The sequence below is a fragment of the Microbacterium sp. K24 genome (assembly GCF_004794465.1).
Taxonomy (GTDB): domain Bacteria; phylum Actinomycetota; class Actinomycetes; order Actinomycetales; family Microbacteriaceae; genus Microbacterium.
Map to the genome: position 1 here is coordinate 1 of NZ_SSDJ01000056.1, position 18,883 is coordinate 18,883.

Below are 18,883 nucleotides of genomic sequence, written 5' to 3' on the forward strand. Positions count from 1 at the left end.
CGAGCCGCCTCCGATGTCGAGGAGCAGCAGCTGCCCGGCCGACCAGCCGAACCACTGCGCCAGCGCCCGCGCCGCGGACGAGATCGCCCGCCACCGCCGTGGCGATGACGATGTTGCCGGAGCCGACCAGCACGGCACCCCAGACGCCCGCGAGATGAGCGAGTCCCGTCACGAGCGCGATCGACAGGGTCGCGATGAACGACGGGTGCGCACGCCGGATCGCGGACCACAGCGTGAGTGCGAAGCCGAGCACCGCGGCGAGCATTCCGATCACGCCCGGCGCGGCGCCGAGCCCCGGCACGGCGATGATGTCGGCATCCGTCGCCACGCTCACCGCTCCCAGCCCGAACACGGCGAGGGCGAAGAACCCGATGGTCGCGAAGACCAGCGCCAGGACAGGCGAAACCCCCGCGGACTCGGGTCCGCGGGGGTTCGGCGTCGGGGAGTCCGTGATTACCTCGACAGCGTCGGGCCGGCTTCGAGGGTGCGCTCGTACTCGCGCTGCGCCTCGGCGTTGAGCTCGGTCTTACGCGCTCCGCTGCGTGCGACCCATGCTCCGAACCAGATCGTCAGTTCGCGCGCGAACACGAATGCGGCGATGGCGAGCGGCGCGAGCATCTGCGCGCCGACGAGATCGAGGCCTTCCGAGGCGGTGAGCTTCCAGAACGGCGCTTCGAAGAGCTGGCCGAGGATGTGCCCCGCGTAGGCGATGATGCCGACGAGGATGCCGAAGACCACCCACAGTCCCCAGCGGCCGCGGTTGATGACGGCCCCCAGCAGCCAGAACCCGAGGAAGAAGACCACCACCGGCGTCCAGAAGCCCCAGGTGAGCAGAGGAGCCACCAGGGACTCGCCGATGTTCTCGCCGGTCACCTCGCCGGCGATCGCTCCGAAGCCGAGCGTGGCACCGAGGTAGAGGACGGCGAACACGACGGTCGCGAGCAGGCCGATGGCACCCGCGGTGCCGCGGTTGCCCCGGTCGCGCGGCGGCTCGGGAGCCTGCACGAAGATGGGCTGGGGGGACGGCGTTGCCGCGGCGACGAGCGGCTCGGACGGCACGACGCGCGTCTCGGTCAGGTCGGCGGACGGCGCGTAGGCGGCATCCGCCACTCCGGTCTCGTCGCGGTCGTAGGCGGCGGTGCGCTCGAAGGAGTCCGAGCGGTCGTACGCGGACGTCGCGGTGTCGTCGCCGGAGACCGGCGCGACGAACGCGGGCGTCGCGTCGGCGTCGGTGCGCGCGTACGAGCCATCGGAGGCCGGGGCGGTCTGCGCGGCTGCCGGCGATGAGAAGAGACCCGGGTGCTCCCGCTCCGCTTCCTCGAAGGCGGCGAGGTCCGGGTCGACGGGCTTGCTCTCGGGGGCCTTGCCTTCGGGCTCCGCGACGGGAGCGCCGGGGACGTCGGCGCCTGCAGCGGCCGCGTCGTCGAGACTGGCGTTGGCGCTGCCGACCACGTCGTCGACGTTCGCCGGCTTGTCGGTCTTGTGAACCTCAGGATCGCTCATGGGGTGCGCCTCTCATCGGATGTGTGCTCTGTGAGGGTACCGCCGCTCGCGCGGCCGCTCCCGGAGGCGTGCCGACGTGTCGCCATTCGTCGCGTTCGCGGCCTCTCGCGCCTTCTCAGGGGAGAGCGCTGCGCAGCGCGTCGCCGGCGAACTCGGCGAGGACCGGAAGGATGGGCATGGACAGCCACAGCAGAGCTCCGATGATGCCGGCGCAGATCACACCGGCCACCCAGCTCATCGCGAGGTTGCGTCCGCCGACCCGTGCCATGTCTCCACGGTAGGACCGCGGCCGCTGATCCGCCGAGCGCAACGCCGGTCAGCGCGGGTCCCGCCCGCGCATCCGCCACAGCAGCCAGAGTCCGGATGCCGGGATGAGAAGGAGCCCCAGCAGGATCAGGAGATGCCACTCCCCCAGCCCGGGCATGAGCGGGTTGTCCGCCGCCCCGGTACCGGCGGCATCGCCGCCGGAGAACAGCGAGGCGATCAGGAGCGACAGTCCGGTCACCACGAAGGGCGCCACGATCGCCAGCAGCTTCTCCCACCGCTTCCAGAGAGACGCGGAGGTGACGCGGGCGACGCCCACGATCCAGCCGAGCACCGGGGCGAGGAATCCCCCGAAGCTCAGCGTCAGGGCGGCCGTGATCGCGAAGCCCCGGGTGGTCGTCGCCGGTCGTCGTCGCCTGACCGGCGCTGCGCTCGGGGCCGCCACGACGATGTCGGGGCCGCTCCCCGGCACTTCGCGCTGAGCCTCTCGAGCGATCTCGCGCGGGTCGCCCAGCTGCGCGATGCGCACGGCCATCTCCTCCGTGTCGAGGCCGGCGAGCTCCTCGGCGATGCCGCCGCGGATGTCTGCCGCGACGCCGTGCGGCAGGTCGCGCATCGCGGCCTCCAGACGGGCGAGGTAGTCCTCGCGAAGGGCTTCGGGCGTGTTCTCGATCATGGTCATCCCTCTCCGACGATGCCCGAGACGACTCGGGCGAACGGCGTCCACTGCGCACGGAACCGCGCGAGCTGCTCGGTGCCGGCATCCGTCAGCCGGTAGTACCTGCGCACCGGACCGCTCTCCGACGGCAGGTCGTATGTGCTCACCCAGCCGTTGTCCCTGAGCCGTCCGAGCAGCGGGTAGAGCGTGCCGATGCTGGCGATCAGGCCGGCGCCGGTGAGCTCCTCGGCCAGCTGCCAGCCGTACATCGGCTCGCGCGCAAGCTGCCCGAGCACGCAGTACTCGACCACTCCCTTGCGCATCTGCGCACCGACGTCTGTCATGCATCACAAGGTAGCATGCCACGCACGTTACCGTCGGATCCGCTCATCGCCGTGGCAGGCTCGGTACACTGCTCCCATGGCTGACAGTTCCTTTGACATCGTCTCGAAAGTGGATCACCAAGAGGCTGAGAACGCCCTCAACCAGGCCCGCAAGGAGATCGAGCAGCGCTACGACTTCAAGGGCACCGGAGCGTCGATCGCGTGGAGCGGCGAGCAGATCCTCATCATCGCCAACACCGAGGAGCGCGCGAACGCCATCCTCGACGTGTTCCAGTCCAAGCTGATCAAACGCGGGATCTCGCTGAAGAGCCTCGACTCGGGAGAGCCCTTCGCCAGCGGCAAGGAGTTCCGCATCGTCTCGAGCCTCAAGGACGGCATCTCGTCCGAGAACGCGAAGAAGATCGGCAAGATCATCCGCGACGAGGGCCCGAAGGGCGTGAAGAGCCAGATCCAGGGCGACGAGCTGCGCGTGCAGTCCAAGAGCCGCGACGATCTCCAGGCCGTGATGGCGCTGCTGCGGGGCTCCGACCTCGACGTCGACCTCCAGTTCGTCAACTACCGCTGACCCGCGGGTCGGCCGCGACCCCTCCCCTCCTCTTCGGCACCCCGGCCGAGGAGCCGCGAGCGTGCCCGTTCTTCAAAGTTTTGTCATATCTCCATTGCATTCCGGTATATCGATTCAAATGATCGACACTGAGAGATGGTCGTCCCTCGGGGCGATCGACGATGCGTGTGCCGCGTGACGGAGTGCCGTCGAACGGTCTCGCGCTCTCGGGATTGTGAGCCTCCCCCCGTGGGGACGGGGTTCGCGGCGGTCCCACGCGCTCGCGTCGTCTGAGCCGGCGGGTGCTCTGCGCCCGCCGGCCGCCGAGAGCACTTAGACGAAACTCTCGCGAGCACTGAGGCCGTCCTGCAACATGCGCGCAGCGTTAGGACTTTTGCGCGTAGTGTGTTGGCATCCTGCGCGAGCTGAGATGAAGTCGCCCTCCCGGGCTGCTCACCGGCGGCGAGGAGAAGGAAAGCATTTTGGGGGCGGGGGTCCATGGACGACGTGGGATCGAAGAACATCGGCGAGAGCAAGCAGCTGCTGGCCGAAGAGGTCTTCCAGCACATCGGCTGGCAGATCGTCGACGGGACGCTGGCTCCGGGTCAGCGCATCCGCGACCTGGACGTGGCCGAACGGCTCCACGTCTCACGCACACCGGTGCGCGAGGCCCTGCAGCGGCTCGAGCGCCTCGGCATGGTGATGATGTACCCCAGCCGGTACACCGAGGTGACCGAGGTGACCACCGACACCGTCGCGCAGTCGCTGGCCTTCGCCGGCTACCAGGCCGGCATCGCGGCCCGACTGGCCGTACCGCGGCTCAGCGCCGTGCAGCGCGAGCACGTCGCGGAACTCGTGGAGGCGATGTACGACTCCCTTCCCGACAGCGTGCAGACCATGAACACCCGGTGGGCGGTGTTCTCCTACCTCGGAGAACACAGCGACAACGCGCAGCACTGCGTGGTCATCGAGGAGACCACCGTGGCGCTCCTGCGCAACCTCCGGCACTGGACGGTCCCCGTCGACGACCGGGAGCGGATGCTGCAGGTCTACGTCGACTTCCACGACGCGATCCTCCGCGGCGACGGGGACGAGGCGGAGCGCCTCACCCGCGAGATGCACTACGTGTGACCGGTCCCGCACCGATCGCGCACCAGCCGGTCACCCAGCGGTCCAGGCGTCGATAGGCGTCCTCGCGCGCGTCGTGCCGGGAGAGGAACACGTCGTGCAGGGCACCGTCGATCCGCTCCACGGTGACCGACGGCCCCAACCGGAGCGCGGCGCGCGCGATGTCGTCGACCACCAGGACCGAGTCGGCGGCGGTGAGCTCGGCCGACCAGCGCGTCGGCGGCACCGAACGAGCGGAGAGCAGCACGCACACCGGTGCGCTGATCGACAGCCCGGACGCGACGGTCCGGTGCCCGGACAGGATCGCGTGCAGCCAGCCGGCATAGACGGCCATGGTCTGTGCGGGGCGCCACTGCAGGTTCACGTCCATCGGGTCGTCGGGGTCGGCCACCTCCTGCTGCGCCCTCGTGTAGAAGCCGAGGTCGATCTGCGGAGCCACCTCGAGCGGACGGATGCGCGCCTGCAGTTCGACGACGGGTGCGAGAGCGGCCCGCACCGGTGCGATCTGGAACTCGAGCCACGGGCTGTTCAGGATGACCGCGTCTGCGGCGTCCGGATGGCGCGACGCCCACAGGCTCAGCGTCAGGCCGCCCGTGGAGTGGCCGAGGAGCACGAGCCGTCGGGCGTCGGATCCGTCGACGGCGTGCCCCATGGCCGCCAGCGCGGCGGCGATGTCCTCGTCGTACGTCGCGAGGTCGGCGACGTACCCGGGGGTCTGCCCCTCGCGGAGGCTCCGGCCGTACTTCCGGAGGTCCAGAGCGAAGAACCGCGCCCCTCTCGACGTCCAGAAGCGAGCGAGCCGCTTCTGGAAGAAGTAGTCCGACCAGCCGTGGATGTACAGCACGTCGACGCCGTCGAGGAGCGGACGGCGTCCGCGGACCCGATCCCACCAGGGCTCATCGGCAGGCAGTGCCCGGACCAGCGTGGCCACGACCGGACCCTGATCGTCCGAACCCAGCTCAAGAGTGAGCTGTTCGAACTCGTCGCCGAGAACATCTGCGATCCAGTCGGCCATGGATGCCTCCCCTGCCAGCCAGGCTAGCCGAGCAGGTCACTGCGGTGCAGGACGTCCGACCGTGAAGTTCTGCACGATCTGCTCCGCGAGCGGCGCCAGATCCGAGATGCCGGAACCCTCGTAGGTGGTGAGCCGGATCCAGTCCGGGCCGATGCGGACGTCGAGGATCGAACGCTCGAACTCGTCGACACCGGTGAGCGCGGCATCCGCCCCTTCGATGTCGACGGGGGTGCCGTCTTCGATCCGCTCGAAGGCCCAGGCGCCACCGGGAAGGGTCGTGATCGTCAGGAATGCCTGCGACTCGTACTCGGTCTCACCCGCGGCGTAGTAGCAGATACGCGATCCGTTGACGACCTGGTACACCTCGGAGGGGATACCCCAGCCGCCGAAGGAGTCGATGAGATAGGCCTCGCCCCCGAGGGACTCGGCGAGTTCGTCGGCGGTGAGGAAGCGGGTGCATTCCACGCCGACGATGTCGCTCGGGGCGATCTCGACGGCCCGCAGGGTGGAGGCCGCGGAAGCGCCGAGTCGACGCAGTCCCTCCTCGATGGGCGCTTCGTCGCCGACGGCGAGGGCCTCGTCGATCACGAGTCCGGAGACCAGCACGTCGCCTTCGATGAGTTGGAAGAAGCACATCCCGCTGTCCTCGCAGCGGGCCTCCTCGCCGAAGTAGCCACCCCGGGACGCCGCGCCCTCGGTCACCGTCTGCGCACCCGGAAGGATCGTGATCGCCCAGCTGCGGCCGCTCTCTCCCGTCGAACAGGCGATGCCGCCGGGGCGCTGGAACGCGTAGATCGCCGGACCCGGGTACCAGTTCGGCGAGGACACCAGGCTGAGGGTCTCGGCGACCTCACCGGCCGGGGCGCCGACCAGTGTCGTCATCTCGGCCGCGACGTCCTCGCAGGTCACGTCGAAGGCGGGCGTCGGCTCGACCGCCGGCCCGACGGTGGGGGTCGGGGTCGGCGAGGACGTCGGCGAGGCGGATGCCGTCGGCTCGGGCTCCGGGGTCGGTGCACACCCGGAGACCAGCAGCAGCGCCACCGCGCCGAGGATGAGAAGAGAACGCCGTCGCATGCCCTCAGCCTAGGAGGCGGACCTGCGGCGCACGGGGAGCGGCTCGCAACGATCCGGTGACGGCCCTACGTCCCTACTCGCCGCGGGAGACCCGCACCATCTCGTCGCGCGGCACGACCTTGACGCGGGCGCGCTCGTGCGGCGCGCCGAGTCCGATCTCATGCTCGTCGAGGCGGTGCCAGCCCTCCAGGTCGGTCCACTGCACCCCGCGCTCCTGCAGGAGAGCCGGAATCGACTCCTCCGACGGGTCCTCCGGCTGCCACCAGGAGCCCTGGTCGTTGATGATGTGCCGGACGGTCTCCATCGCATCGGACTTGGTGTGCCCGATCAGACCCACCGGGCCGCGCTTGATCCAGCCGGTCGCGTAGATGCCGGGGACGCGCTGGTTGGAGTCCTTCGCGAGCACCTGCCCCTCGCGGTTCGGGATGACACCGTGCTTCTTGTCGAACGGCACACCGGGGAGCGGCGATCCGAAGTAGCCGATCGCGCGGTACAGCGCCTGGATCGGCACATCTCGCAGCTCGCCCGTGCCGACCGCGCCGCCCTCGCCGTCGGGCTGGGTGCGCTCGTAGACCAGAGCGGCCACGCGACCGTTCTCGTCCTTGCGCACCTCGACGGGCCGCGCCCAGAAGTGCAGGTGCAGGCGACGCGAGGCGGTGCCGCCCGCGTTGTTCACCGAGTCCCGCTTGCGCCACGACTGCAGCACGCGGTCGATCACCATGACCTGCTTGTTGCTGGCGACGGCTTCCTTCGAGGCCTCGTCGTAGTCGAAGTCCTCGTCGTAGACGACCATGTCGACGTCGCGCAGCTCGCCGAGCTCACGCAGCTCGAGCGGGGTGAACTTCACCTGCGCCGGTCCGCGGCGGCCGAACACGTGCACGTCGGTGACCTCGCTCGCCTGAAGGCCCTCGTAGACGTTCGCCGGCACCTCGGTGACGAGCAGGTCCTCGGCGTGCTTCGCCAGCATGCGCGCCACGTCGAGCGCGACGTTGCCGTTGCCGATCACGGCGACCGATGCGGCGTCGAGCGGCCACTCGCGCGGCACGTCGGGGTGGCCGTCGAACCAGCTCACGTAGTCGGCGGCGCCGTACGAGGCGACCGCATCGACACCGGGGATGTCCATCGACGTGTCGCGGATCGCGCCGGTCGCGAAGATCACGGCGTTGTAGTGGCGCTTGAGGTCGTCGAGCGTGATGTCCTCGCCGAAGCGGACGTTCCCGAACAGGCGGATGTCGCCGCGGTCCAGCACGTCGCGGAGCGCGGTGATGATGCCCTTGATGCGGGGGTGGTCGGGGGCGACGCCGTAGCGGACCAGGCCGTAGGGGGCGGGGAGCTGTTCGAACAGGTCGATGGAGACGTCGAACTTGCGCTCGGCCTTCAGCAGGATGTCCGCGGCGTAGATGCCCGCGGGGCCCGCACCGACGATGGCCAGTCTGAGCTTGGTCATGGGAGGTCCTTTCGTATGCCGTCGCGCCCGTTCGTGCGACCGTCCGGTCGCACGGCCGGGTTCAGCTGGAGCGCTCGGCGAGGGTCTCTGCGAATCGGGTCAGCGCTTCGCGCACGGTGCCGCGCGGCAGCGGTCGGAGTGCGTCGATCGCGTCCTGCGTCCACGAGTGGGCGAGCTCGAGGGTCTTCTGCGTCACCGCATGGTCGCGCAACTCGTCGAGGGGCCCGTCGAGGATCGCGGGGTCGGCTCCGTCGGCGAGGAGCGCCACGCCCTCGTCGATGCGAGCGGCGAGATCGACGGATGCCGCGTCGGATTCGACCTTCAGCAGGAGGTACGGCATGGTCGGCACGCCGGCGCGAAGATCGGTGCCCGGCACCTTGCCGGTGTCTTCGGGCTTCGCCGAGAGGTCGATGACGTCGTCGAGGAGCTGGAAGGCGACGCCGATCTTCTCGCCGTAGACCCGCATCGGCTCCTCGTACTCGGCCGGAGCGTTGGAGAAGATCACTCCGCCCTGCGTCGCGGCGGCGATCAGCGAACCCGTCTTGTCGGCGAGCACCTGGATGTAGAACTGGATCGCGTCGTCGTCGGGCTGCGCACCGAGGGTCTCGTGCATCTGGCCGAGGACGAGGCGCTCGAACGTGTCGGCCTGGAGCCGGATCGCGCGCTCGCCGAGACGCGACATCAGCTGGCTCGCGCGCGAGAAGAGGATGTCGCCGGTGAGGATGGCGATGCTGTTGCCCCAGACGGCGTGAGCGGCGGGGACGCCCCGTCGTCGGTCGGCGCCGTCCATGACGTCGTCGTGGTAGAGCGAGCCGAGGTGCGTGATCTCCAGCGCCTTGGCGACGTCGATCACCTCGTCGGTGTTGCCGTCGCCGAGCTGAGCGGCGAGCAGCGTCAGCACCGGACGGATGCGCTTGCCGCCGGCCTCGTAGAGGTAGCGGCTGGCGGCGTCGGCGAGCGGATCGGCGACGCGCACGTCTTCGGCGAGCCCGGTCTCGACGAGCTCGAGGCCGTCTTCGATGGCGCGCGCGACGCGTCGGGCGGCGGGGCCGATGAAGACGCGATCACTGAAGCCGAGACGGCTCGCCAGTCGCGAACCCGGCGCGATGGGGCTCGAAGTCACGGTCCCAGCCTACCTTCGTCGAGTGCGACGATTTGCGCCGGGCGTTCTCACTCGGGCTTGCGCGCTCTGTGCAGGGCCACGATGCCGAACGAGAGGTTGCGGTACGCGACATCCGTCCATCCGCTCTCGCGGATCCACGCCGAGAGCTTCCTCTGGTTCGGCCACTCGCGGATCGACTCGTTGAGGTAGTCGTAGGCGTCGCCGTTCGTACCGGCGACCCGGGCGACGCGCGGCAGCACCTGGTCGTTGTAGAACCGGTAGGCGCCGCGGAACAGCTTGCCGGGCGGGGTGGAGAACTCGTTGATCACGAGCCGGCCGCCGGGCTTGGTCACCCGGAGCAGTTCGCGGAGCGCCTTCTTCGGATCGCTCACGTTGCGGAGGGCGTACGACATGGTGACCGCGTCGAATTCGGCATCCGCGAACGGCAGATCGGTGGCGTCGGCCTGCACGAAGGAGAGGTTGCGCATCGTGCCGTGCCGGCGCTGCCCCTCGGCCAGCATGCCCGGTGAGAAGTCGGCGGCGACGACCTGGGCGCCGCTGCGCGCGAGGGATGCCGACGACGAGGCGGTACCCGCTCCGAGGTCGAGGATGCGCTCGCCCGGCTTCGGCGCGACCGCCCGCGTAGTGGCCGCACGCCACAGCGCGTCGTTGCCGAAGGTCATCGCCGTGTTCGTACGGTCGTACCCGGCCGCGACCTGGTCGAACATGCCGCTGACGCGGGCGGGGTCCTTGCCGAGATCGGCGCGGTTCTTCTCGTTCGGGGTCACGCGTTCAGTCTAGGCGCGAGACCCAGGGCCTCGAGCCGGTCGAGCCAGGCGTCCGGCGTGGCATCGTCGAACGGCGCCCGCTGCGTGCGGACGCGCTCCTCGAGGTCGAGGGCGAGGGCCTCCAGGCGCGTCATGATGTCGGCCGGGTACCCGTACTGCACGCTGTGCTCCGCCCACTCGTCGCGATCGTCGACCCAGGTGCCGCGCTCCCCCTCGACGCGCACGACGTCGAGGTCCATGTCGATGCCGGTCGCCAGAAGCGGATCGTCCGACCAGCGGATGTCCCACCCGAGGTCGATGTAGACGCGCATGCCGTGCGGGTGGTCGCGGTTGACCGTGAGGGCGAAGTCGGTCTGCCGGGGCACGAGCGTGACGTTGGGGCCGGCGGCCACGAACCGCGCGCCGGGTCGCTCGCTGAGCCAGCCGACCGGCTGCCCGATCCAGTCGCCCCATTCGTCGGCGCCCAGGTACACGCACTCGTGACGCCAGTGCGGCGATCCGTCCCACTTGCGCCACTGGAAGATCATCTCGGCGCCGGCGGCGGGTCGTGCATCGCTCATGCGCCCACCCTACGACGGCGGGGTTCCCGGGGATCGACGCGGCTTAGGCTGGAGACGTGCACACCACCCACCTGGTCGTGGAGACCCGCGAGATCGACCCCGTCGAGGATCTCCTGGCCTACGCGGATCCCGCCCGCCCCCTCGCCTGGCTGCGTCGCGGCGACGGCATCGTGTCGGTCGGCGAGCCCCTGGCGGAGGTGCGCCCTCCGTCCGTCGGCGGGGAATCGCGCAGCGCTGCCCTCAGCACCTTCTGGAAGGGCATGGCCGCTCAGGCCGAGGTCGACGATGCCGTCGGACTGCCCGGGACCGGTCTCGTCGCGTTCGGCGCCTTCGCGTTCGACGAGGAGTCCGCCGCCGACAGCGTGCTGATCGTGCCGTCGCAGGTGCTCGGGCGGCACGGCGACCGCTTCTGGCGCACCCGCATCCGCATCGCGTCGTTCCCGGAAGACCGCGGCGAGCTCGCCACCCAGCCGTACGGTCCGCACTGGGCCGGCACCGTCGGCCCCGGCGCGCAGAGCCCCCAGGGCTACCAGGACTCCGTGCGCGCCGCACTGGGCCGCATCGCCGACGGCACGCTGAGCAAGGTCGTGCTGGCGAGAGACCTCACCGGCAGCATCCCCCCGGGCTCCGACCTGCGCCGTCTCGTGCGCGCCCTGTCGACCGGCTATCCCGACACCTGGGCGTTCGCGGTGGACGGTCTGATCGGCGCGAGCCCGGAGACGCTCGTGACGGTCCAGAAGGGCACCGTCACGGCGCGCGTGCTCGCGGGAACGATCGGACGAGGCGCCGACGCGGATGCCGACACCGCGGCATCCGCTCATCTCGCCTCGAGCACCAAGGACCTCGACGAGCACCAGTACGCCGTGCAGAGCGTGCTCGCATCGCTGCGTCCGCACACGCGCGCTCTCGCGGCGAGCGAGCAGCCGTTCCTGCTCAAGCTGCCGAACCTCTTCCACCTCGCGACCGACGTCGAGGGCGAGCTGGGCAACGGCGAATCAGCGCTCGATCTCGTGCGCGTGCTGCACCCGACCGCCGCCGTGGCCGGCACGCCGACGGCGGCGGCCATCGAGGCCATCCGCGACCTGGAGCCGTTCGACCGCGGGCGCTACGCCGGGCCGGTCGGCTGGGTGGATGCCGCGGGCAACGGCGAATGGGCGATCGCGCTCCGGTGCGCGCAGTTCACCGCAGCCGCCGACGACATCCGCGTCACGGCATACGCCGGTGCGGGAATCGTCGCGGGATCGGACCCGGAGTCCGAGCTGCTGGAAACGCGGGTCAAGTTCCGACCGCTGGTCGACGCGCTGGCCTGACGCGGGATCAGCTCGCAGCGAGGCGCTTCTTCTCGGCCTCGACATCGAAATCGGCGCCGGGCCACTGCGGATCGATGTCTTCGAGCGCGGCGAGCAGCAGCTCCTGCACGGCCAGACGCGCGAACCACTTCGAGTTCGCCGGCACGACGTACCAGGGCGCGGCCTCCGTCGACGTGCGATCGAACACGGTCTGATACGCCTCCATGTACTGCGGCCAGAGCATCCGCTCGTCGACGTCGCCCGGGTTGTACTTCCAGTACTTGTCCGGCCGCTCGAGGCGCTCCATCAGCCGCGCCTTCTGCTCCTCCGGGGAGATGTGCAGCATGACCTTGATGATGCGGGTGCCGGACGCCGCCACCCGCGCCTCGAACTCGTTGATCGCGTCGTAGCGGCGCTCGATCTCGGGGGCGTCGGCGAGCTCGCGCACGCGTCCGATGAGGACGTCCTCGTAGTGGGAGCGGTCGAAGACCCCGATGAATCCGGGCTCGGGCAGCCGCTTCTCGATGCGCCAGAGGAAGTCGTGCTCGCGCTCCTCCGGCGTGGGCGCCTTGAACGCGGCCAGCGACACCCCCTGCGGATCGACACCGCCGACGACATGCCGCACGATGCCGCCCTTGCCCGCGGAGTCCATGGCCTGCAGCACGAGCAGCACGGCGTCCTTGGCGACGCCGACCCGGCTCTCGGCGAAGAGCCGCTCCTGCAGGTCGTTGAGTCTCACGAGGCCGGCGGCCAGGTCTTTCGCACCGTGCGACTTGCCTCCGCCGTAACCGGGCTTGGCGTCGGGGTCGACATCGGCGAGGCGGAAGCCGTCGGTGACTCGCAGCGTCTGGGACCAGCTGTGCGCGTTCATACGCACATCCTGCCAGTCATCGCGCCAGCGGGACCTCGATGATCTGGCGACCGCCCCGCGGCGAGGTGAGCGCCTGGTCGAGCGCCGTGCGGGTCGTGACGCGCTGGTACTCCCAGCCGTAAGCGCGCGCGAGGTGCTCGAGCCTCACGGTGTGCGGCGTGTAGAAGGCGCGGTCGAGATCGGCCGGAGGGGCGGATGCGGCCACCTCGAGCGCGTCGAAGATCGTGCCGCCGCCGTCGTTGCCGACGATGACCTGCACCCGCGGCTCGTCTTCGCCGGGCGGGAGCAGCAGCGCTCCGACATCGTGCAGGAAAGCGAGATCGCCGAGGAGCACGCGGGTGATCCCGGGGGCGCTGCCGGCCTGGCTGGCGAGCGCGATGCCCGTCGCCGTGGCGATCGTGCCGTCGATCCCGGCGAGTCCGCGGTTGGCATGCACCGGCACCTTCTTGCCGCCGAGCACACCGTCGGCGACCCGCACCAGCCGCGAGGATCCGAACATCAGCCGGTCGTGCGGCCAGGTCGCGCGCCACACCGCATCGACGAGGAGTTCGCGGTCGAGAGGGCGACGCACGGCATCGAGCTCGGCCTTGACGGCCTCCCGGCGGGCGGCGAAGTCGGTGGACGCGAGAGCCTCGGGGTCGGGGGCGTGCTCGCTCAGGTCGACCGCCTCGGCCGCGGATGCCGCGAGCCACGCGCCCAGCCATTCGCGGTCGGTCTCCCCCGCCTCGACCGCCACGGCGGCGACCGGCCGGGTGCGCCCGTTGAGGTTCAGCTCCTCGCCGCCGCGACGGACGGCGACGACCTCGACGCCCTCGCGCGCCAGGAGCCCCGCGACCTCGCGGCTCAATGTCGGATGCCCGAGCACGACGGCCCGTTCGATGCGGCCGCCGAGGTCGTCTCGTCGCAGCAGCGCGCGGTAGCCGTGCACGATCTGGCGACCGAAGCGCGCGCCGCTGACGATCTCGGCGATGAGCGGCCAGCCGCCGGCGTGCGCGATCTCCTCGGCCTCGGGACCGGCATCCGCGCCGGCGACGACGACGGTGCGCGGTCCGCGCGCGAGCAGGAGCGCCTCTGCGGGCGCCCGACGCGGGGCATCGCCCGGCACGACGTCGATCTCGGGAGGAAGCCCGGAGAGCGGCTCCCGGGAGGGGAGGTTGAGATGGACGGGCCCGGCGATGCGCGGAAGCGCGTTCCCGGCATCCGATGCTCCGAGAGCGGCGGCTACGGCGCGCGCGGCCAGGCCCGTCCAATCGCCGTCCCCGGGGACCGGAGCGTCGATCTGGTCGCGCACCCAGCGATCGAAGAAGCGCTCCTGCCGCGTCGCCTGGTTCGCCCCGACGCCGCGCAGCTCAGGAGGGCGGTCGGCGGTGAGCAGCAGCAGCGGCACCCCGGAGTGGAACGCCTCCATGGCGGCGGGCAGAAGGTTGCCGACGGCCGTGCCCGAGGTGCAGATCACCGCGGCGGGAACACCCGTCTCCCGGCCGATCCCGAGGGCGGTGAAGCCGGCGACGCGCTCGTCGATGCGCACGTGCACCCGCAGCAGACCCTGGTCCGCGAAGCGCACTGCGGCGAGCGCGAGCGCCTGCGAGCGGGAGCCCGGCGAGAGCACGACATCGCGCACGCCATGCGCGATGAGATCGGCGACCAGGGATGCCGCAGCATCCGTCGCCGGAGATGAGGTCACGGGCGCGGATCCGCGGCGGGAGGCTCGTCGGTCTCCTCGTCGAGGCGCGCGAGCTCCTCTTCGAGGCGCTTGATGCGCGCGTCCTGCTCGGTCTTGCTGATGCTCTGCAGGAACGCGGGGTCGTCGTCGGGGGCGAGCACGCGGCGGAGGCTCTCGTCGTTCGCGCGACGGCGGCCGATCGTGAACCAGAGGATGCCGCCGATCACGGGGATGAGCACCACGATCGCGATCCAGGCGGCTTTGGGCACGCCTCGGTGCCGCGTCGCCGGCTGCACTGCGCAGTCGACGATGCTGAACACCCAGAACACGGCGGCCAGGAAACCGCCGACGATCAGTAGTCTCGCCACCCTTACAGTGTAGGCACGTCCGCAGTGCCGTGGCCTCGAAGAGGGCAGAGGCCGCGTTGCTAGACTGCGCGGGAAATGCTGCCCTCGTCGCCGGATCGGATGCCGCGAGCGCGAGCCGAGCAGATGCTGATCCTGAGGGTCGCCATCGCCGTCGGCCTCGCGCTCCTCCTGGTCGTGGGCGCCTGGTCCACCTCGCACGGCTCGGCCGACGTGCACGCCTCGCTCTGCGTCGCGCCGGGCGTCGCCCATCCGGCCGATGCCTCGGGCGGCGGCGCTCACCAGGACACGGTGTCGGCCGTCGACGTCCTGTCGTCCGATGCGGCCGTGTGCGTCATGGCGGTGCTGTGCGGTGTCGCGGTGGCGCTGCTGTTCCTGCGACTGCGCGCCGGAATCGGCCGCGCGCTCGGCCCCCGCACGGGCCGCCCGTCGGCGCCGCCGCGCGCCGGCCCTGCGCGGGCACTCCCCGGTCTCACCCTCACTCAGCTCTCGATCTCCCGCACCTGAACCTCGACGCGTGCATCGAGCCGCCCCGCGCGGCATCCTTCCCCGTCGTACCCGTGTGTCTGGAGACCCCATGAAGACCTCTGTCAAGGCGACCCTGATCGCCATCGCCGTCGCCGTCGTCCTGCTGATCGTCGGCATCGTCTATGCCATCACCCAGCGAGCCGCCGCGCCCGATCCCTCGGCGGACGGAGGGCCCCAGGTCGTCCGCTCCGACTCGCACGTGCTCGACGAGGGCGCAGCGGATGCCGTCACCGTCGTCGAGTTCCTCGACTTCGAATGCGAGGCATGCGGCGCGTTCTATCCGGTCGTCGAGGAGCTGCGCGAGACCTACGCCGGCGACATCACCTACGTGGTCCGGTACTTCCCGCTGCCGGGTCATGTGAACTCGACCCAGGCCGCCCTCGCGGCGGAGGCGGCCGCGCAGCAGGACCGCTTCGAGGACATGTACCACCGGCTGTTCGAGACCCAGGCGCAGTGGGGTGAGAACAGCGCGGAGACTCCGGAGGTGTTCCGCGGATTCGCCGAGGAACTGGGGCTGGACATGGCGGCCTACGACGCCGCCATCGCCGATCCCGCGACGCGGGCGCGCGTGGAAGCCGACATGAGCGACGGCGAGACGCTCGGGGTGAGCAGCACGCCGTCGTTCTTCATCGACGGCGAACCCCTCGTGCTGCAGGAGTGGGACGACCTCGAGCAGGCGATCGAGAAGGCCGTGAACGGCTGACCGCCTGTCGCTGGCGCCCTCCCCGGTGCATGATGTCGGTATGAGCGAGCGCTCATCGCCGGCGGACCCGGCTGCGGAGGACGCGAGGGTCCCGGCATCCGAACAAGGGCGCACCACCCCGACGACGGAATCGGATGCGGTGCTCGGTCGGCGCGCCCAGATCCTGGCGACCGAGCACTGGGGGCTGCTCGCCGCACGCAGCACCGCACAGAGCGAGGTGCTCACACGCATCACCATCTTCCTCACGCTCGTGTCGGCGGGCCTCGTGACGATCGGTCTGCTGGGACAGGCATCCGGCTTCACCGGCTGGTTCGGTGGCGCGTCGATCGCGATCCTGGCGTTCCTGTGCCTCATCGGCTTCATGACGCAGGTGCGGGTCATGAACGTCTCGGAGGAGGACATGATGTACGTCGTGGCGATGAACCGGCTCCGCGGCGCCTACGTCGACCTCGACCCGCACGTCGAGGAGATCTTCCTCGCGTCGACGTACGACGACCAGGAAGGCATGAAGCTGACCTGCTCGTTCCTGCGGCGCCGCAGCGTCAGCATCCTGCTCGGGAGCTCCGTGATGCTGCTGATCGTGGTCAACGCCTGCGTGACCGGACTCTTCATCGGCTCGGCGATCATCGCCGGCGGAGGGGTGTTCGGATGGGCCGTCGGTCTCGGGATCGCGGCAGGCGGCGTGTTCGCCGCGGGGTTCATGACCTTCGGCGGCGTCGGGTTCCGGTCGGCGTGGAAGCATCATGTCCCGCGCCGGGGAACCCCCGGCGCGACGCCTCCCTCGCTACGCTGAGCGCATGAGCGAGGCTCCCACGCGAACCCCGAACCCCGTCATCGCCGTCGTGCGCCGGATTCCGGCCACCCTGACCATGGTGCTGCTGATCCTCGTCGTGGGCGTCGTGTGGCGCGGACTGTGGACGTCGTTCGAGGACACCGCACTGTTCAAGGATGTGGCCTACGGCCTGCCGAACCTCGCCGACGGCAAGTGGTGGACGCCGCTGACCGGCACCTTCTTCGTGAACCAGCCGTGGGTCTACATCTTCACGATCTTCGGATTCTGGGGCATGGGATACCTGGAGTTCCGGCGCGGATCGCGGGTCGCGCTCGCCTACTACTGGGTCGGTCAGCTGTTCGCGATCTTCGCCACCGCGCTGCTGCTGTTCGCGCTCTCGCGGTTCCCCTGGGCCTGGGCCTCGGCACAGGCGCAGGCACTCGACGTCGGCGCCTCCGGCGGCACGATGGCCTGCATCGCCGCAGCCGTGGGGCTCTTCCGGCCGCCGTGGCGCGTGCGCGGCTGGCTGATCCTGCTCGGCTTCGTCTTCATCGCGATGCTGTTCTGGGGGAAGGTCGCCGACCTCGAGCATCTGCTGGCGGTCCTGCTGATCCTCGTCGTCGATCGGACGCTTCGGGTGCGGCACACGACCGTGCGCGAACAGCGACTCATCGCCGTGGTGGCGATCCTCGTGCTCGGCGCCGTCGAGATCATCACGACGTTCGTCGCGACCGACGGCCCCTTCGGCCCGACGGAACCGGCATCCGGCGGCTTCATCGATCTGGCGATCGATCTCGTCGTGATCCTCGTGCTCGTGAACGGTCTGCGCCGCGGCCGACGCTTCGCCTGGGTGCTCGCTCTTCTGCTCGGCATCTTCAACGTGCTCGTCGCCGCGCTCGTCCTGACGCTCATCACCGTCTTCAGCCAGGCCCAGCTCGACCTCCGGTGGGACGGAGAGACCGAGCTCGCCCTCGCGAACGGCTTCCTCTGGCTGATCGTGCTCGTGTACCTCGTGTGGGTGCGGCGAGCGTTCCGCGCCAAGCGGCGCTCGACGCTCGGCATCCAGCCCTCCCCCACGATCGACGATGTCAAGACGCAGCTGCGCGCGCACGGCGGCGGAACGCTCTCATGGATGACGACCTGGGACGGCAACAGCTACGCCCGTGTGCCCGGAGGCGTCGTCGCCTATCAGCGCCGCAACGGGGTCGCGCTGGCGCTCGCGGATCCGATCGGTCCGGCCGAGGAACGAGCGGAGGCGGTCGCCGGATTCATCGGCGCCGCCGAGCACGCGGGCCTCGTGCCGTGCTTCTTCAGCGCGGATGCCGCCACCCGGGCCGCGGTGCCGTCCACGTGGCGGAGCATCGTCGTGGCGGACGACACGATCGTCGATCTGGCAGGGCTCGAGTTCACCGGCAAGCGCTGGAACTCGGTGCGGTCCTCGCTCAACCGCGCCGGTCGCGAGTCGATGACCTTCCGCATGACGCAGTTCAAGGCGGAGCCGTGGGGCGTGCAGCAGCAGTTGCGCGCGATCTCGGAGGCCTGGGTCGGCGACAAGGACCTGCCCGAGATGCGCTTCACCCTCGGAACACTCGAGGAGGCGGAGGATCCCGAGGTGCGGCTCGCACTCGCCCTCGCTCCGAACGGCGACGTCGACGGATTCCTCTCCTGGCTGCCGGTCTACGGCGACGAGGGCGTGGTGCGCGGATGGACCCTGGACCTCATGCGGCGACGCGACGGCGGATTCGGCCCGGTGATGGAGTTCCTCATCGGCTCCTCCGCCCGGCAGTTCTCCGACGAGGGCGCCGAGATCATGTCGCTCTCCGGAGCTCCTCTCGCGCACGACTACCCGCCGGATGCCGGGATGATCGCCGCGCTCAGCGACAAGCTGGCCGAGGCTCTCGAACCCGTCTACGGCTTCGGGTCGCTGCACCGCTTCAAGCAGAAGTTCCACCCGCGCTACGAGACGATGTACCTCCTGTTCCGCGACGAGAGCGACCTCACCCGCATCGGCGGCGCGCTCACGCGGGCGTTCCTCCCGGATGCGACGATCCGGCAGTTCGCGGGCGCGGGACTGGAGCTCGTGCGCGGGGGCGGCAAGGACTAGAGCGGACGGGCTCAGGAGTCGCGGGGCCGCTGGCGGAGCTGCTTGACGTCGGTGCGGCGCTGCTTCGCCTTCAGTCGGCGCTCCTTCGAACCCCGACTCGGCTTCGTCGGACGCCGCGCGGGCGCCGGTGGGCGCAGGGCCTCGGCGACCAGCGCGGCGAG

The 18,883-nt window shown here is 70.4% G+C and carries 21 protein-coding genes and 1 pseudogene; 7 read left to right on the forward strand and 15 right to left on the reverse strand.

Translation table 11 applies throughout. From position 1 onward, the window contains the following. The 5 genes from DW306_RS21185 to DW306_RS03430 form a co-directional block, all read right to left on the reverse strand. A partial coding sequence (locus tag DW306_RS21185) for a hypothetical protein (RefSeq protein WP_168429218.1) occupies window positions 1-352 on the reverse strand: 352 nt, incomplete at its 3' end. A gap of 101 nt (window positions 353-453) precedes the next feature. Next, window positions 454-1,503 carry an ABC transporter gene (locus tag DW306_RS03420; RefSeq protein ID WP_136054245.1) on the reverse strand — a complete coding sequence of 350 codons (1,050 nt, stop codon included), beginning with the start codon at window positions 1,501-1,503 and terminating at the stop codon, window positions 454-456. Window positions 1,504-1,618: 115 nt separating this feature from the next. Beyond that, window positions 1,619-1,771 (reverse strand): hypothetical protein, encoded by a 153-nt coding sequence (locus DW306_RS21190; RefSeq protein ID WP_168429219.1) that lies wholly within the window; start codon window positions 1,769-1,771, stop codon window positions 1,619-1,621. Between the two features lie 48 nt (window positions 1,772-1,819). Then, entirely contained in the window at window positions 1,820-2,449 is a 630-nt protein-coding gene (locus tag DW306_RS03425) for a hypothetical protein (RefSeq protein ID WP_168429220.1), read from the reverse strand. Next, the gene (locus tag DW306_RS03430) at window positions 2,446-2,769 is read right to left on the reverse strand and encodes a PadR family transcriptional regulator (protein ID WP_136054247.1); all 324 of its coding nucleotides are present in this window, start codon (window positions 2,767-2,769) and stop codon (window positions 2,446-2,448) included. Before DW306_RS03430 ends, DW306_RS03425 begins: the two co-directional genes overlap by 4 nt. Before the next feature lie 76 nt (window positions 2,770-2,845). Here DW306_RS03430 and DW306_RS03435 point away from each other — a divergent pair, with 76 nt between their 5' ends. Together DW306_RS03435 and DW306_RS03440 are read left to right on the forward strand one after the other, a co-directional pair. Then, complete coding sequence (locus DW306_RS03435; RefSeq protein ID WP_136054248.1) at window positions 2,846-3,334, forward strand: YajQ family cyclic di-GMP-binding protein; 489 nt, start codon at window positions 2,846-2,848, stop codon at window positions 3,332-3,334. A 477-nt stretch (window positions 3,335-3,811) separates the two neighbouring features. Further along, window positions 3,812-4,444 (forward strand): GntR family transcriptional regulator, encoded by a 633-nt coding sequence (locus DW306_RS03440; RefSeq protein ID WP_136054249.1) that lies wholly within the window; start codon window positions 3,812-3,814, stop codon window positions 4,442-4,444. Here the strand turns inward: DW306_RS03440 and DW306_RS03445 are convergent. The 6 genes from DW306_RS03445 to DW306_RS03470 all read right to left on the reverse strand — a co-directional run bounded on the left by DW306_RS03445 (window position 4,419) and on the right by DW306_RS03470 (window position 10,427). Beyond that, window positions 4,419-5,456 carry an alpha/beta hydrolase gene (locus DW306_RS03445; protein WP_136054250.1) on the reverse strand — a complete coding sequence of 346 codons (1,038 nt, stop codon included), beginning with the start codon at window positions 5,454-5,456 and terminating at the stop codon, window positions 4,419-4,421. The genes DW306_RS03440 and DW306_RS03445 overlap by 26 nt on opposite strands. Window positions 5,457-5,492: 36 nt before the next feature. Next, window positions 5,493-6,530, reverse strand: coding sequence for a hypothetical protein (locus tag DW306_RS03450; RefSeq protein WP_136054251.1), 1,038 nt, complete (start codon window positions 6,528-6,530; stop codon window positions 5,493-5,495). Window positions 6,531-6,603: 73 nt separating this feature from the next. Next, on the reverse strand, window positions 6,604-7,977 hold the full coding sequence (locus tag DW306_RS03455) for an FAD-dependent oxidoreductase (RefSeq protein WP_136054252.1): 1,374 nt from the start codon (window positions 7,975-7,977) through the stop codon (window positions 6,604-6,606). 61 nt (window positions 7,978-8,038) lie between these two features. Then, on the reverse strand, window positions 8,039-9,100 hold the full coding sequence (locus DW306_RS03460; protein WP_136054253.1) for a polyprenyl synthetase family protein: 1,062 nt from the start codon (window positions 9,098-9,100) through the stop codon (window positions 8,039-8,041). Window positions 9,101-9,147: 47 nt separating this feature from the next. Continuing rightward, window positions 9,148-9,867 carry a class I SAM-dependent methyltransferase gene (locus DW306_RS03465; protein ID WP_136054254.1) on the reverse strand — a complete coding sequence of 240 codons (720 nt, stop codon included), beginning with the start codon at window positions 9,865-9,867 and terminating at the stop codon, window positions 9,148-9,150. Next, window positions 9,864-10,427 carry a hypothetical protein gene (locus tag DW306_RS03470; protein ID WP_136054255.1) on the reverse strand — a complete coding sequence of 188 codons (564 nt, stop codon included), beginning with the start codon at window positions 10,425-10,427 and terminating at the stop codon, window positions 9,864-9,866. The genes DW306_RS03465 and DW306_RS03470 overlap by 4 nt, the downstream gene beginning before the upstream one ends. A gap of 56 nt (window positions 10,428-10,483) precedes the next feature. Between DW306_RS03470 and DW306_RS03475 the strand changes: the two genes are divergently transcribed. Continuing rightward, window positions 10,484-11,737 carry an isochorismate synthase gene (locus tag DW306_RS03475; protein ID WP_136054256.1) on the forward strand — a complete coding sequence of 418 codons (1,254 nt, stop codon included), beginning with the start codon at window positions 10,484-10,486 and terminating at the stop codon, window positions 11,735-11,737. A gap of 7 nt (window positions 11,738-11,744) precedes the next feature. Here the strand turns inward: DW306_RS03475 and DW306_RS03480 are convergent, their stop codons facing one another. From DW306_RS03480 to DW306_RS03490, 3 genes are read right to left on the reverse strand one after another with little or no spacing between them, the layout of a single operon-like run. Continuing rightward, window positions 11,745-12,587 carry a polyphosphate kinase 2 family protein gene (locus tag DW306_RS03480; RefSeq protein ID WP_136054257.1) on the reverse strand — a complete coding sequence of 281 codons (843 nt, stop codon included), beginning with the start codon at window positions 12,585-12,587 and terminating at the stop codon, window positions 11,745-11,747. A gap of 16 nt (window positions 12,588-12,603) precedes the next feature. Then, the gene (gene menD / locus DW306_RS03485) at window positions 12,604-14,271 is read right to left on the reverse strand and encodes a 2-succinyl-5-enolpyruvyl-6-hydroxy-3-cyclohexene-1-carboxylic-acid synthase (RefSeq protein WP_136054258.1); all 1,668 of its coding nucleotides are present in this window, start codon (window positions 14,269-14,271) and stop codon (window positions 12,604-12,606) included. Then, window positions 14,268-14,618: a PLD nuclease N-terminal domain-containing protein gene (locus tag DW306_RS03490; RefSeq protein ID WP_136054259.1), complete on the reverse strand. Its 351-nt coding sequence runs from the start codon at window positions 14,616-14,618 to the stop codon at window positions 14,268-14,270. Before DW306_RS03490 ends, menD begins: the two co-directional genes overlap by 4 nt. Before the next feature lie 75 nt (window positions 14,619-14,693). On the opposite strand from DW306_RS03490, the gene DW306_RS03495 reads away from it, so the two are divergent. The 4 genes from DW306_RS03495 to DW306_RS03510 all read left to right on the forward strand — a co-directional run bounded on the left by DW306_RS03495 (window position 14,694) and on the right by DW306_RS03510 (window position 18,722). Beyond that, window positions 14,694-15,122 (forward strand): hypothetical protein, encoded by a 429-nt coding sequence (locus DW306_RS03495; RefSeq protein WP_240747039.1) that lies wholly within the window; start codon window positions 14,694-14,696, stop codon window positions 15,120-15,122. Window positions 15,123-15,192: 70 nt separating this feature from the next. Then, window positions 15,193-15,846: a thioredoxin domain-containing protein gene (locus DW306_RS03500; protein ID WP_136054260.1), complete on the forward strand. Its 654-nt coding sequence runs from the start codon at window positions 15,193-15,195 to the stop codon at window positions 15,844-15,846. Between the two features lie 40 nt (window positions 15,847-15,886). Continuing rightward, window positions 15,887-16,639 carry a hypothetical protein gene (locus DW306_RS03505; protein ID WP_136054261.1) on the forward strand — a complete coding sequence of 251 codons (753 nt, stop codon included), beginning with the start codon at window positions 15,887-15,889 and terminating at the stop codon, window positions 16,637-16,639. Between the two features lie 4 nt (window positions 16,640-16,643). Further along, window positions 16,644-18,722 carry a DUF2156 domain-containing protein gene (locus DW306_RS03510; RefSeq protein ID WP_136054262.1) on the forward strand — a complete coding sequence of 693 codons (2,079 nt, stop codon included), beginning with the start codon at window positions 16,644-16,646 and terminating at the stop codon, window positions 18,720-18,722. 11 nt (window positions 18,723-18,733) lie between these two features. Here DW306_RS03510 and DW306_RS21545 read toward each other — a convergent pair. Further along, window positions 18,734-18,883, reverse strand: a pseudogene (locus tag DW306_RS21545) (aminoacyl-tRNA hydrolase); the annotation flags it as partial.

Coding starts and splice junctions, on each gene's coding strand:
- DW306_RS03495 (WP_240747039.1), top strand. CDS start 14,694: ATGCTGCCCTCGTCGCCGGATCGGATGCCGCGAGCGCGAGCCGAGCAG.
- DW306_RS03470 (WP_136054255.1), bottom strand. CDS start 10,427: ATGAGCGATGCACGACCCGCCGCCGGCGCCGAGATGATCTTCCAGTGG.
- DW306_RS03440 (WP_136054249.1), top strand. CDS start 3,812: ATGGACGACGTGGGATCGAAGAACATCGGCGAGAGCAAGCAGCTGCTG.
- DW306_RS03505 (WP_136054261.1), top strand. CDS start 15,887: ATGAGCGAGCGCTCATCGCCGGCGGACCCGGCTGCGGAGGACGCGAGG.
- DW306_RS03445 (WP_136054250.1), bottom strand. CDS start 5,456: ATGGCCGACTGGATCGCAGATGTTCTCGGCGACGAGTTCGAACAGCTC.
- DW306_RS03480 (WP_136054257.1), bottom strand. CDS start 12,587: ATGAACGCGCACAGCTGGTCCCAGACGCTGCGAGTCACCGACGGCTTC.
- DW306_RS03420 (WP_136054245.1), bottom strand. CDS start 1,503: ATGAGCGATCCTGAGGTTCACAAGACCGACAAGCCGGCGAACGTCGAC.
- DW306_RS03425 (WP_168429220.1), bottom strand. CDS start 2,449: ATGACCATGATCGAGAACACGCCCGAAGCCCTTCGCGAGGACTACCTC.
- DW306_RS03500 (WP_136054260.1), top strand. CDS start 15,193: ATGAAGACCTCTGTCAAGGCGACCCTGATCGCCATCGCCGTCGCCGTC.
- DW306_RS03450 (WP_136054251.1), bottom strand. CDS start 6,530: ATGCGACGGCGTTCTCTTCTCATCCTCGGCGCGGTGGCGCTGCTGCTG.
- DW306_RS21190 (WP_168429219.1), bottom strand. CDS start 1,771: ATGGCACGGGTCGGCGGACGCAACCTCGCGATGAGCTGGGTGGCCGGT.
- DW306_RS03435 (WP_136054248.1), top strand. CDS start 2,846: ATGGCTGACAGTTCCTTTGACATCGTCTCGAAAGTGGATCACCAAGAG.
- DW306_RS03455 (WP_136054252.1), bottom strand. CDS start 7,977: ATGACCAAGCTCAGACTGGCCATCGTCGGTGCGGGCCCCGCGGGCATC.
- DW306_RS03510 (WP_136054262.1), top strand. CDS start 16,644: ATGAGCGAGGCTCCCACGCGAACCCCGAACCCCGTCATCGCCGTCGTG.
- DW306_RS03430 (WP_136054247.1), bottom strand. CDS start 2,769: ATGACAGACGTCGGTGCGCAGATGCGCAAGGGAGTGGTCGAGTACTGC.